Annotated in this window: 12 protein-coding genes; 10 read left to right on the forward strand and 2 right to left on the reverse strand. The window is 70.1% G+C overall.

Features of this window, described 5'->3' with window-relative positions:
- Window positions 1-28: 28 nt before the first annotated feature.
- Together AB0G47_RS13420 and AB0G47_RS13425 are read left to right on the forward strand one after the other, a co-directional pair.
- Window positions 29-607: an XRE family transcriptional regulator gene (locus AB0G47_RS13420; protein WP_360768140.1), complete on the forward strand. Its 579-nt coding sequence runs from the start codon at window positions 29-31 to the stop codon at window positions 605-607.
- 113 nt (window positions 608-720) lie between these two features.
- On the forward strand, window positions 721-1,572 hold the full coding sequence (locus AB0G47_RS13425) for an MBL fold metallo-hydrolase (protein WP_360768143.1): 852 nt from the start codon (window positions 721-723) through the stop codon (window positions 1,570-1,572).
- A 105-nt stretch (window positions 1,573-1,677) separates the two neighbouring features.
- On the opposite strand, the gene AB0G47_RS13430 is transcribed toward AB0G47_RS13425, so the two are convergent.
- Complete coding sequence (locus tag AB0G47_RS13430; protein WP_360768146.1) at window positions 1,678-2,598, reverse strand: MurR/RpiR family transcriptional regulator; 921 nt, start codon at window positions 2,596-2,598, stop codon at window positions 1,678-1,680.
- Between the two features lie 109 nt (window positions 2,599-2,707).
- Here AB0G47_RS13430 and AB0G47_RS13435 point away from each other — a divergent pair, with 109 nt between their 5' ends.
- Genes AB0G47_RS13435 through AB0G47_RS13460 form a run of 6 tightly spaced genes read left to right on the forward strand, consistent with a single transcriptional unit; the run spans window position 2,708 to window position 9,090 of the window.
- Complete coding sequence (locus AB0G47_RS13435; RefSeq protein ID WP_360768149.1) at window positions 2,708-3,856, forward strand: C45 family peptidase; 1,149 nt, start codon at window positions 2,708-2,710, stop codon at window positions 3,854-3,856.
- A complete protein-coding gene (locus tag AB0G47_RS13440) occupies window positions 3,853-5,514 on the forward strand; it encodes an ABC transporter substrate-binding protein (RefSeq protein ID WP_360768150.1) in 1,662 nt (553 codons plus the stop codon). The genes AB0G47_RS13435 and AB0G47_RS13440 overlap by 4 nt, the downstream gene beginning before the upstream one ends.
- A gap of 12 nt (window positions 5,515-5,526) precedes the next feature.
- On the forward strand, window positions 5,527-6,477 hold the full coding sequence (locus AB0G47_RS13445) for an ABC transporter permease (protein ID WP_360768152.1): 951 nt from the start codon (window positions 5,527-5,529) through the stop codon (window positions 6,475-6,477).
- Window positions 6,477-7,322: an ABC transporter permease gene (locus tag AB0G47_RS13450; protein WP_360768154.1), complete on the forward strand. Its 846-nt coding sequence runs from the start codon at window positions 6,477-6,479 to the stop codon at window positions 7,320-7,322. Before AB0G47_RS13445 ends, AB0G47_RS13450 begins: the two co-directional genes overlap by 1 nt.
- An 8-nt stretch (window positions 7,323-7,330) precedes the next feature.
- Window positions 7,331-8,272 (forward strand): ABC transporter ATP-binding protein, encoded by a 942-nt coding sequence (locus AB0G47_RS13455; protein ID WP_360768156.1) that lies wholly within the window; start codon window positions 7,331-7,333, stop codon window positions 8,270-8,272.
- Window positions 8,272-9,090 (forward strand): ABC transporter ATP-binding protein, encoded by an 819-nt coding sequence (locus tag AB0G47_RS13460; protein ID WP_360768159.1) that lies wholly within the window; start codon window positions 8,272-8,274, stop codon window positions 9,088-9,090. The genes AB0G47_RS13455 and AB0G47_RS13460 overlap by 1 nt, the downstream gene beginning before the upstream one ends.
- A 201-nt stretch (window positions 9,091-9,291) precedes the next feature.
- Here the strand turns inward: AB0G47_RS13460 and AB0G47_RS13465 are convergent, their stop codons facing one another.
- Window positions 9,292-9,495 carry a cold-shock protein gene (locus AB0G47_RS13465; protein WP_006138897.1) on the reverse strand — a complete coding sequence of 68 codons (204 nt, stop codon included), beginning with the start codon at window positions 9,493-9,495 and terminating at the stop codon, window positions 9,292-9,294.
- Window positions 9,496-9,854: 359 nt separating this feature from the next.
- On the opposite strand from AB0G47_RS13465, the gene AB0G47_RS13470 reads away from it, so the two are divergent.
- Both AB0G47_RS13470 and AB0G47_RS13475 read left to right on the forward strand, forming a co-directional pair.
- Window positions 9,855-10,712 (forward strand): menaquinone biosynthesis protein, encoded by an 858-nt coding sequence (locus AB0G47_RS13470; protein ID WP_360769004.1) that lies wholly within the window; start codon window positions 9,855-9,857, stop codon window positions 10,710-10,712.
- Window positions 10,713-10,816: 104 nt separating this feature from the next.
- Entirely contained in the window at window positions 10,817-12,541 is a 1,725-nt protein-coding gene (locus AB0G47_RS13475; protein WP_360769007.1) for a serine/threonine-protein kinase, read from the forward strand.
- The last annotated feature ends 46 nt before the right edge of the window (window positions 12,542-12,587 follow it).

Here is a 12,587-nt window from a genome sequence, read left to right on the forward strand (position 1 = left end):
GCGAACGCATGAGAGAGAGCGGTACGGCATGACTGACGGCAAGGGCGACGCCGCCCGATCCCGGCTGCCCCGTGAATGGGTCGCGGCCGCGCTGCGCCGGGAGCGGGCCAAGGCAGGGATCTCCCTCTCCGAGCTGGCCAAGCGGGCCGGGATCGCGAAGTCGACGCTTTCGCAGCTGGAGGCGGCCACCGGCAATCCCGGGATCGAGACGCTGTGGGCCCTCGCCGTGGCGCTGGGGGTGCCGTTCAGCGTGCTCGTGGAGTCGCCCGCACCCGCCGTCACGGTGATCCGCGCGGGGGAGGGCCCGACCATGCACGCCGAACAGGCTTCGTACGCGGGCACGTTGCTGTCACCGGGCCCGGCCGGGGTCCGGCGCGACATCTACCACGGCGCGATGGAGCCGGGCTCGGCGCGGGAGTCCGACGCGCACATCCCCGGCTCGGTGGAGCACCTGGTCGTCAGCACGGGCCGACTGCTGGCGGGGCCACGAGGCGAGACGGTGGAGCTGGCGGCAGGGGATTACATGTCGTACCGGGGAGACGTGCCTCATTTGTACGAGGCGCTGGAGCCGGGGACGACATTCGTGCTGGTGATGCAGCACAGCTAGGGGCTGTTCTGAAAGTCCCGCACGACCGTCACGAGTCCTGCGTTTGACGACAGCACGGCACGGGGCTGCACTGGATCTATGGAGGCTGCGGCGACTCTGTCCTAGGAGCAGCGATGACAACCATGGAGAGTTTCGACCTTCTGCAGCCGTACAAGATCGCCGAGGAGACGTTCGTCATCCCGTGGGCGCTTGAGGCCCCGCCGGTCGGCCACTTCCCGATGAACTCGATGGTGATCCGGGGAGCCGAACCCGTACTCGTGGACACCGGGGCGCCCGCAGTGCGCTCCCAGTGGCTGGAGGCGGCCTGGTCCATCGTGGACCCCCTGGACGTACGGTGGATCTTCCTCACCCACGACGACCGCGACCACGCCGGCAACCTCCTGGCGGTCCTCGCGGAATGCCCGAACGCGACCCTGCTGACGACGTGGTTCTCCATCGGCCGCATGGCCGAGGAGTGGGAGACCCCCATCAACCGGTGCCGCTTCATGACCGACGGCGACACGATCGACGCGGGCGATCGCACCCTGGTCGCCAAGAGACCGCCCCTGTACGACAACCCCACGACCCGAGCCCTGTTCGACCCGAAGGCCAACGTCCTGTGGTCCGTGGACACCTTCGCCACGAACGTGCCGACCCCCATGCCCGAAATGGCGGCGCTGTCGCCGGACGAATTCCGCGACGGCCAGTTCTTCGGCGGAAGGCTGGTCTCCCCCTGGGTCGCCCTGCTTGACGCCCAGAAGTTCGGGACGGTCGTCACCGACTTCCAGCACCTGAACGCCGAGGTCATCGCCGGCTGCCACTGCCCGGTCCTCCGCGGAGCCCAGATCCCCGAGGCCTACGACCTTCTGCGCCGGCTCCCCGGAGTCCCACCGTGGACAGAGTTCACCCAGACCGACCTGGACCAGTGGATGGCGATGGCCGAGAGCTCGGTCCCACCGGAGCAGCCGAGGCCATCGGGGACGTGAGAGGCGCTGCAGGGGCGCCCCGAAGGGGCGCGGGGCTGTGACATTTGCGGCTCCGCCGCGTGGGCGCGACAAGCCACGACGGCGCCGCAGTCACACCTCGACCCGCTACCCCTTACGAGCCCTAGGACCAAGCAACTGCTCCCGCAAAGCGGTCAGTTGATGCGAGGTATCCACCGCCCGAGCCTCATCCAACGTGGCCAGCGCCAGCAAAACCGCATCGGCGACGACCAGCGCCGTCAACGCCTCCGTAGTGATCCCGGTCGGCGTATGCGGAGCAGTCAGCACCGCATCCACCCGCGCCCCGTAAAGCTCGGCCAACTCGTCCGTGACGAGGACAACCCGCGCCCCGACCGCCCGCGCCCGCTCGATCAGCACCGACAGCTCGGCAAGCGCCCGCCCCGGCTGGAAGATCACCACCGCGTCGCCCTGCCGCACGGCGAGCAGATGGTCGGCCAGAGCGAACCCCGTGTCGCCGAAGTACCGCGCCCTGCGGCCGATCCTGCCGAGCGCCAACGCCAGGTGCCGCGCGGCCAGTTCGGACGCCGCGATGCCATAGCAGTGGATCTCGGGTGCTTCGGCGAGGATGCCGACCGCGTCCCGCAGCGCCTCGCCCGGCGTCAGGCGGCGCGCGTGCTCGATGCGCTCCTGCGCCTCGTCGAAGACCTCGCCCCAGATGCCGTCCAGGTCCCGGCCCACATGCGCGATGCGCTGCTTCAGGCGCACCTCCGGCGCCACCGCCGATGTGAAGTCCGACGCCAGCTCACGCTTGAGCGCGGGCAGGCCCGCATAGCCGAGGCGCTGCAGGGCGCGCACGACCGTCGCGTTGCTGGTGCCGCTCGCCGAGCCCAGCTCCTGCGCGCTGGCGAAAAGCAGCGACTGTGCGGGGGCGCTGACCAGGTACTGGGCGACGGCCCGTTCGGACGCCGACAGCGTCTCCCACTGGTCGCGCACGGCGGCCCGCAGCCGGGCAAGGCCCGCTCCACCGGACGCCCCGGTCTCTTCCGTCCCACCCTCTGAAATTTCCATTACAGCTATTGACTCTCGTGTGATGGACGTTACTCTCCTGGGCAACGCATTCCAAAAGGAGAGTTCTTCGTAACGCACGTTACAACAGCTCTCCGCCGCGAGGAGAACAATGGCACTGCCCCTCATCGAGATATCCGGCACCCCGATCGAACGCGGCCACCAGTACGGCGAAGCCGTCCGCCCGCAGCTGCACGCCGCACTCGCCTACTACGAGGAGGCGTTCGGCCAGTCGTCGGGCCTGACCTGGAACCAGGTCGCCACCCGCGCGGCCCGCTGGCTGGAGCCGGTCCGCGGCTACGCCCCCCACCTCCTGGAGGAGATGCGCGGCATCGCCGAGGGCGCCGGAGTCGACCTCCCGGACATCCTCGCCCTCAACGCCCGCGGCGAGGTCATCTACGACCGCTCCTTCGCCGACATGAAGGCGGAAGACGCTGAAGACGAGGAGCCCGCCGAGGGCTGCACCTCCTTCGCCGCGTACGGGGAGGCCAGCGGGGACGGTCACGTCTGGGCCGGGCAGAACTGGGACTGGCGCGCCGGGGTCGCCGGCACCGTCGTCATGCTCCGCGTCGTCCAGCCCCCTCGCCCGACCCTGATCATGCAGGTCGAGGCGGGCCAGATCGGCCGCCAGGGCGCCAATTCGGCGGGCATCGCACTCAACGCGAACGGCCTCGGCGGCCGCTTCAGCGACGCCGTCGGCCTCCCCCAGACCGTCGTACGCCGCAGCGTCCTGGACCAGCACACCATCACCGACGCCCTGGACGTGCTCTGCCGCACCCGCGCCCACATCGCGTCCAACGCCCTGCTCGCCTGCCGCGAGGGCTTCGCCGTCGACCTGGAGACCACACCCGCCGGGCACGGCTGGATGTATCCGACGGACGGGCTGCTCGTGCACGGCAACCACTACCAGGCGGGCATCCCCGCCGCGATCGCGGCCAACTACCGCCCCATGTCGTCGGATTCGCTCGTCCGCGTCCCGCGCGCCGAGCTCGGCCTCAATGCCCTGCGCTCCTCCACAGGCCCTGACGAGTCCCGGAAGCTGATCAAGCAGGCCATGTCCGACCACCTCGGTTACCCCGAGTCGCTGTGCACGCACCCCGACCGGCGCAGGCCCGAGGTCAAGCACTGGGCCACGCTCGTCTCCTCCTGCGTGGACCTGACCGGCGGCGACTATCACGTCACCGCCGGCACCCCCTGTGACCGCGACTACCAGCACATGCCCTGGAACCTCTACGACGGCCCGTACGGAGACAGCAGATGACGACGACCCGGACCATCAGCCGGCCCCTGGTCGCGGGCCTCACCGCGGCCGCCCTCCTCACCGCCGCCGGATGCAGCGGCGCCGACACCGCCGCCACCGGCACAGAGCCCGCCGACGCGGCGAAGCTGAAGCTGAGCGCGACGACCATGGCCGCCAAGGGGCAGCTGGACAAGGCCAATTGGCTCCTGGAGGACGAGCCCGACTCGCTCGACCTCGACACCCAGGGCACGAGCGCGGGCCGCGTCGTCCTCACCAACGTCTGCGAGCGGCTCTACCAACTGCAGCCCGACATGACGACGAAGCCCTTCCTCGCCGAGAAGGCCGCGACCCCCGACGACAAGACCCTCGTCCTGACGGTCAGGGACGGCGTCACCTTCCACGACGGCTCGCAGCTCACCGCCGACGACGTGCTCTGGTCGCTGAAGCGGCACGCGGACCCGGACATGGAACAGGCCGACGAGTTCGGCAACGTCAAGTCCATGAAGAAGACCGGCGGCCGCGAGATCACCATCCGCTTCAAGGCCCCCGACGCGCTCTTCACCAAGGCGCTCGCCGGTGACGCGGGCATCGTCTGGAACAAGGAGCAAGTGACCGCCGCCGGAAAGGACTTCGGCACGCCGGGACAGGGCGACGCGTGCAGCGGACCGTACGCCCTGAAGGGCTGGAAGTCCGGCGACTCGATCACCATCGAGCGGTACGGCAAGTACTGGGGCGACAAGCCGCTGACCCGGCAGGTCGTCTTCCGCTGGGCCTCCGACAGCGCGCTGGTCAACGCCCTGAAGACGGGCGCCGCCGACGGGACGTACGCGGAATCCCCGAACACCGCGTCCGCCCTGCGCTCCACCAAGGGCCTCGACCAGCACTACGGCCCCTCCACCGCGTCCCTCGTCCTCATCCCGACCGCGCGCGGCGGCCTGAAGGACCCGCGGGTCCGGCAGGCGCTGTCCCTCGCGCTCGACCGCTCGGGCATCGCCAAGTCGGGCTACGGCGGCCTCGTGCAGCCGTGGGCCACTCCGGTCGGCTCCGGCGCCTGGGGCTATGAGAAGGCCGAATTCGCCGCCGCACAGGAGAAGTTGGAGGGATCGGCACCCGCCACGCCCTCCGCCGACGACCTCGCCAAGGCCAAGGATCTTGTGAAGGAGGCGGGCGCGCCGACCGACCCCATCGTGATCGGCACGGACAGCAGCCAGGGCCGCACGGTCGTCGCGAACGCGGTGCGCTCCGCGCTCCAGCGCGTCGGGCTCAAGGGGCAGATCAAGACCGTCCCGACCGCCCAGTTCGAGGAGTTCTACAGCGACCCGGCCGCCCGCGCGGACATCGACGTCCTGGTCGGCGACTGGTACATCTCCAAGGCCGACCCCATGGGCTTCTACGACAACGGCCTCTCCGACTCCGCCAACAACTGGGTCGGCTTCAAGGACGCCACGTACGACAAGAAGGTGCGCCAGGCGCTCAGCACCCTGGACGACACCAAGCGGGCCGAGCTCGCCATCGACGTACAGAAGAGGTTCGTGGACGCGGGCGTCTGGATCCCCGTCGCACAGGTGCCGTCGGCCCTCGTCATCAGCGACAAGCTGACCGGACCACCCGCCTCGCAGGCCTACCTCTACTACCCGTGGGCGGCCGGACTCGGCGCCAAGAGCGCCAAGAAGGGCTAGGTGAGGAGCCCCATGCTCGCCTCCCGACTGCTGCGGCGCCTGGCCGGCCTCGTCGCCACGCTCTTCGCCGCGTCGTTCGTCATCTTCGCCGCCGTGTACGCGGCACCCGGTGATCCCGCGGTGTTCCTCGCGGGCGGCCGCGACAAGTTGACACCCGAGCGGCTCGCGCAGGTCCGCTCGCAGTACCACCTGGACGAGCCGCTGGTCGTCCAGTACGGCCGCTGGCTGTGGGACTGCGTCCACTTCGACCTGGGCCGGTCCTTCAAATACAGCGACCAGGTTGCCGACCTGATCACGTCCCGCTTCCCGACCACCCTCCAACTGGTCGCCTACGCCACGGTGTTGTTCGTGGTGCTCGGCGTCGGCGCCGGAATCCTGGCCGCCGTGAAGCGCTCGACGTGGATCGACTCGGCGGTGGTCGGCGGCACGACACTCGCGGCATCCGTCCCGTCCTTCGTCGCCGCGATCGCGCTCGTCTCGCTCTTCGGCGTACAGCTGGGCTGGTTCCCGGTGACGGGGTCGGGCGAGGGCTTCACCGGCACGCTCCACCATCTGACGCTGCCCGCCCTGTCGTTGGCGCTCGGCGCGCTCGCCATCATCAGCCGGGTCACCCGCCAGGCGATGGCGGACGCCGCGGCATCGGACCACGTGGAGGCGGCGCGGGCGTCAGGTGTCCCCGAGCGCGACATCATCCGCCGCCACATCCTGCGCAACGCGCTCGGCCCGATCATCACCATGTGCGGACTCGTGATGGCCGGAATGCTCGCGGGGACGGTGGTCGTGGAGACGGCCTTCGGCATCAGCGGCATCGGCTCGCTCCTGGTGGGCGCGATCAATACGCACGACTTCCCGGTGGCGCAGGCGGTCCTGCTGCTCATGGTCACCGGCTACATCGTGGTGACGACGCTGGTGGATGTGGTCCATCCGCTGCTCGACCCGCGCGTCAAGGAGGCGAGGGCCTGATGGCTGAGGCTGTTGTGGGGCTCACGCCCTTGGTCGTACGTGACAGGCGCCCCGTCGGAGTGATGGTGGCCGCCGGCCTGCTCGCCCTCGTGGTCCTCGCGGCGGTGTTCGCACCGCTCCTCGCCCCCTACGCCCCGGACGCCATCGACCTCTCGGCATCGCTGGTCGGCACCTCCGGGGACCACCTCCTCGGCACCGATTCCTCGGGCCAGGACCTGTTGTCGCGCGCCCTGTACGGAACTCGCACGAGCCTGATCGCCCCGATCCTGCTCCTCGCCGTGGCCGCAGTCCTGGGCGTCACGCTCGGCGTGCTCGCGGCCTGGCGCGGGGGATGGGTGGACGCGCTGGTCTCACGGCTCACGGACGTGATGTACGCGTTCCCCGGCCTGCTGTTCACCGTCCTGATCATCGCGGTGTTCGGCGCCGGAATGACGACATCGGTCCTGGCCCTGGGCCTCGCCTTCACCCCCACGATCGCCAAGTACGTACGCTCACTGGCCCTTTCGGAGACCCGCAAGCCATACGTCGACGCCTACCGGGTGCAGGGCATGGGCGGGGCGAGGATCTGCGTCGCGCACCTAGTCCCGAACCTGGGCCGCGCGATCCTCGGCTACCTGGTCGTCCTCTTCGGCGAGGCCCTGATGTCCCTGGCGACCCTCTCCTACCTGGGCTTCGGCGCCCAACCACCCTCCTCCGACTGGGGCTTGATGGTCCAGGAGGGCCAGGCGGCGGTGGTCCAGGGAGCGCTGCTTCCGGCCCTCGTCCCCGGCACGGCCATCGCCCTGGTCGTCGTGTCCTTCAACGTGGTCGGGGTCTGGGCCGCCGACCGGCTAGGAAGGCAGTGAAAATGCAAATGCCGCTGCTCGAAATAGAAGACCTGACCCTGCGGGTCCCGGGCGCCGCCCGCCCCCTCCTGGACACCGTGTCCCTCACCGTCGCTCCCGGTGAAGTCGTCGGCCTGGTGGGTGAGTCGGGCTCGGGCAAGTCGACCACGGCGAAGGCGGCGCTCGGCCTGCTGCCGGCACGGGCGGTGACATCAGGTTCCGTACGCGTGAACGGCACAGAGATCCTCCCCCTCACCGGCGAGGCCCTGCGCACCCACCGCGCCCGGACGGTGGCGATGGTCCACCAGGACCCCCGGGCCGCGCTGAACCCCGTACGCAGGATCGGCGACTTCCTGGTGGAGCGGGGCGCGAGCCGCGAGAAGGCGGTCGAACTGCTCTCCACCGTGGGCCTGTCACACCCCGAACACCGCGTACGCCAGCGCCCGCACGAACTCTCCGGCGGCATGCTGCAACGCGTGGTCATCGCGGGCGCGCTTGCGGCGGAACCGAGCCTGCTCCTGGCGGACGAGGCGACAAGCGCCCTGGATGTCACCACCCAGGCCGAAATCCTCGCCCTCCTCCGCGACTTGCGCGCGACCCGCGACCTGGGCCTCCTCTTCATCACCCACGACCTCCACCTGGCGGCCGCGTACTGCGACCGGGTGTACGTCATGTACGCGGGCCGGATCGTCGAAGAGCGTTCGGCAAAGGCCCTGTTCAAGTCCCCCGCGCACCCCTACACCCGAGGCCTGCTCTCCTGCTCCCCAACCCTGGGCGAAACACCCCACACCCTCCACCCCATCCCGGGCCGCCCCCCGTCCCTCTCGGACACGTTCGACGGCTGCCCCTTCGTCTCCCGCTGCGGGGACGCGGAACCGGGCTGCGAGACGTGGACTCCGGGGCAACTGCCACTGCCGGACGGGGGCACGGCGGCCTGCGCCGTCTCTGTTCAGCGAAAGGTGCACTCCTGATGCCGTCAGACCTGCTGGAAGTATCCGGCCTGGGCAAGAGCTACCCCCTGCCGGGCGGCGGCCGCCACCAGGCGGCAAGCGACGTGACGTTCACGGTGCCCCCCGGCGGCTCCATCGGCATCGTCGGTGAATCCGGCTCGGGCAAGACGACGGTCGCCCGCATGCTGGTGGGCCTGGTCCGGCAGGACACCGGCACGGTAAAGGTGAATGGCCGCCCCCGCGAGCCCCGCACCCCCCGAGGCCGCGAGGCCCGACTGACGCGAGCCAGGGAGATCCAGATGGTCTTCCAGGACCCCTACCTCTCCCTGGACCCCCGCCTCACTTCAACCCAGTGCCTCCGTACGGCACTGACCCTGCACGGCAGGGACGAGAAGCAGGTGGGGGACCTCCTGGACCAGGTGGGCCTGGGCGCGAGAGAGGCCGGCGCCCGCCCCCGCGAACTCTCCGGCGGCCAACGCCAGCGCCTGGCCATCGCGAGAGCCCTCGCGGTGGACCCCCAAGTCCTCGTCCTGGACGAGGCGGTGGCGGCACTGGACGTATCGATCCAGGCCCAGATCCTCCAACTGCTGGCCGAGATCCGCCGCGACACGGGCGTGGCCCTGGTCTTCGTGAGCCACGACTTGGCGGTGGTCCAACACATCACGGACGAGGTCCTGGTGATGCGGAGAGGAAAGGTGGTGGAACAGGGCAGGACGACCCAAGTCCTGACAACACCAGAGGACCCGTACACAACCCTGCTGCTCGCCGCGGTCCCTCACGAGGGCTGGAACCCCCGGAACGCAATCAAGGCAAGGGCCGAAGCGGACCGGGCCCCGTAAGGGGCGCGGGGAACTGCGCGAGCGACCACAACGCACCCGCAGAAAGAAAAGCACCCCACCGCTCAAGGCGCCCACGCCAGAAAAAGGCAGGGGCCCCGCGCCTCGCCATAAAGGCGAGGGCAGGGCCCCTTGGGTACTGCTATCCATGTCCGGATCAAGTCACCGGAACTGTCACACGCCCCACGCGAATGGGGCGCCCCACTACATGGGGGTGACGTTCTCCGCCTGCGGACCCTTCGGGCCCTGCGTGACGTCGAAGCTCACGGCCTGGTTCTCCTCAAGGGAGCGGAAGCCGTTCGCGTTGATCGCGGAGTAGTGGACGAAGACGTCGGGGCCTCCGCCTTCCTGGGCGATGAATCCAAAGCCCTTTTCGGCGTTGAACCACTTCACGGTTCCGGTAGCCATAAGCCCTCCTTGGGCCAAAGGGTTGCCCTGCTCCAGAACCTGCGATTGTTGAAACAACTGCATAAGTCTGAAAACGACGAGAGCCCGCGGGTCACATGCTCCGCAGGCTCTGTACTGCAAGGGAAACCAAACTGCAACTTGCGGCGAGCTTAGCACGCAGGCAGCCGAAAGCAATAGGGGGCAAGATCACGTCACCCGGATGTTTGACGGACCCCCCAGAGGGGTTGACGGACCAGGTCCGAAGGGGTTGACAGGGGCGCGTTTCGGCCCCGCTCACTGCACGGTACAGCAAGGGGGCTAGCCTCCCCGATGTGGACAATTCTCCCGTTGACACCCTCGCGGGTGCGGGCGCCGATCAGCTGCCCAGCCCCCGCCGCACGCCCCGGCCGCGCGTCGGTCACATCCAGTTCCTGAACTGCATGCCCCTCTACTGGGGACTCGCGCGCACCGGAACGCTCCTCGACTTCGAGCTGACGAAGGACACCCCGGAAAAGCTCAGCGAGCAGCTGGTGCGGGGTGAACTCGACATCGCGCCGGTGACGCTCGTCGAGTTCCTCCGCAACGCCGACGACCTCGTCGCCTTCCCCGATCTCGCGGTCGGCTGCGACGGCCCCGTCATGTCCTGCGTGATCGTCTCGCAGGTGCCCCTGGATCAGCTGGGCGGCGCCCGGGTCGCGCTCGGCTCGACGTCGCGCACCTCTGTGCGCCTGGCGCAGCTGCTGCTCGCCGAGCGCTTCGGCGTACGCCCCGACTACTACACGTGTCCGCCCGACCTCGGGCTGATGATGCGGGAGGCGGACGCCGCCGTGCTCATCGGGGACGCGGCGCTGCGGGCGAATCTGATCGACGGGCCGCGGCTCGGCCTGGACGTCTATGACCTGGGCCAGATGTGGAAGGAGTGGACGGGGCTTCCGTTCGTCTTCGCGGTCTGGGCGGCGCGGCGCGAGTACGCGGAGCGCGAGCCCGCCGTCGTCCGCGAGGTGCACAAGGCCTTCCTGGCCTCGCGTGATCTCTCGCTGGAGGAGGTCGGCAAGGTCTCCGAGCAGGCGGCGCGCTGGGAGACCTTCGACGCGGGGGTGCTGGAGCGGTACTTCACGACGCTGGACTTCCGGTTCGGCAGCGCGCAGCTCGAAGGCGTGGCGGAGTTCGCGCGCCGGGTGGGGGAGACGACGGGCTTCCCCGCGGATGTACGGGTGGAGCTGCTTGAGCCCCGGTAGGACAACTGCGTGGCCGCAGCCAAGCGGACTACGCTGAGCTGCAGACAATGCCCGCGGTCCCGGTGGCCGCGGCCGCGCGGCACCGTCTGGGGGAGGCCTTCGTCATGCACCCGCTCGATCCCGGCGAACCGACCGCCATCGGGCCCTACCGGCTGCTCGGCCGGCTCGGCTCGGGCGGCATGGGCCGGGTCTATCTGGGGCGCAGCACGGGCGGCCGTACGGTCGCGGTGAAGGTCGTCCATCCGCACTTCGCGCTCGACGAGGAGTTCCGCGCCCGCTTCCGGCGTGAGGTGGACGCGGCGCGGCGGGTCGGCGGCGACTGGACCGTGCCGGTCCTCGACGCCGATCCGGAGGCGGCCGTCCCGTGGGTGGCCACGGGGTACGCGGCGGGCCCTTCGCTGGCGGAAGCGGTGCGCGATCTCGGTCCGCTTCCCGCCCATTCGGTACGAGTCCTGGTGGCGGGCCTGGCCGAGGCGCTGACGCACGTACACGGACTCGGCCTTGTCCACCGCGACGTGAAGCCGTCGAACGTACTGCTCACGATGGACGGCCCGCGGCTGATCGACTTCGGTATCGCGCGGGCCACGGACGGCACGGCCTCGCTCACCTCGACCGGTGTCTCCATCGGTTCGCCCGGCTATATGTCGCCGGAGCAGATCCTCGGCAAGGGGGTCGCCGGGGCGGCGGACGTCTTCTCGCTGGGCGCGGTGCTTGTGTACGCGGCGACGGGGGCGTCACCGTTCCCAGGCGACTCGTCCGCTTCCCTCCTCTACAAGGTCGTACACGAAGAACCCGAACTGGACGGTCTCGACGGCGAGTTGCGCGACCTCGCGCGCGAATGCCTGGCCAAGGACGCGGCCGCGCGCCCGGCCCCCGCGGAGATCGCGCGGCGCCTCGCGCCCTCGGGAGCGGACGCTCTGGTGGCGGCCGGGTGGCTGCCGGGTCCGCTGGTTGAGCGGGTCAGCCGGAGCGCGGTGCGGATCCTCGACCTGGACACGGACGGGACGGGAATCCCGGAACAGCCGTCGGGGCCCGTGCCGTTCGGCAACTCGATGGTGGGCGGACCGCCGTCGACTGCGGGCTCGGCGGGAGGGTCCGATGCGCTGGTCGCGGGACGTGAAGTGCCGCAGGGCAGCGGCTCGTTCGGCCCGCCGGACGCGTCGTACGCACCGGTCGCCGCCCCGACTTCAGCACCCTATGTCCCCACCCAGACGTCAGCCCCATCGGGACCGCCCGGCCGGGTCAGTGTCTCGGTGGCCGCGACCTCCGTGCCGGGCGGCGTCGACGGCAAGGGCCGCAAGGTCAGTTGCACCCTCGTCCTGGGCGTCGCGGGCGCGCTCGCCGCGGTGACGGTCGGCTCCGTCTTCGTACTGGGACTGCTCCCGGGGGACGGCGGGAATTCGAACGACGCGGGGAAGCGGCCGCCGAACGCGACCGCGAGCCAGCAGCCGGGCGACGGCGCGGACCAGGGCGGCGGCAAGGTCCCCGCCTCCTACCGCGGCACCTGGGAGGGCCAGGCGGTCGCGGCCAACGGCGCCGTCCCGATGGGCACGTTCAGGCTGAAGGTCGAGCAGGGCAAGGTCGGCGAACGCTTCGCGGTCATGACCCAGACCGACCAACTGGGCGGCACCTGCGCCGTGGACCTCGTCCTGAAGTCGGTGTCGGCCAAGGAGATCGTGGCCCAGGGCAAGGGCCAGGCGGACAGCGCGGCTCAGTGCACGAAGAATGCCCATACGGTGCGACTGCGCCCGGTGGGCGACGACCTGCGCTATCTGTCGGAGAACGAGAAGTCGGGCAATCCGGAAGCGCGGATGTCGCGGGTGAAGTGAGGGGGCGGGGGCAACCCCGCACCAGGGGGCGGGGAAATCCCCGCCC

The organism is Streptomyces sp. NPDC021622, from assembly GCF_040640795.1.
Lineage (GTDB): Bacteria > Actinomycetota > Actinomycetes > Streptomycetales > Streptomycetaceae > Streptomyces.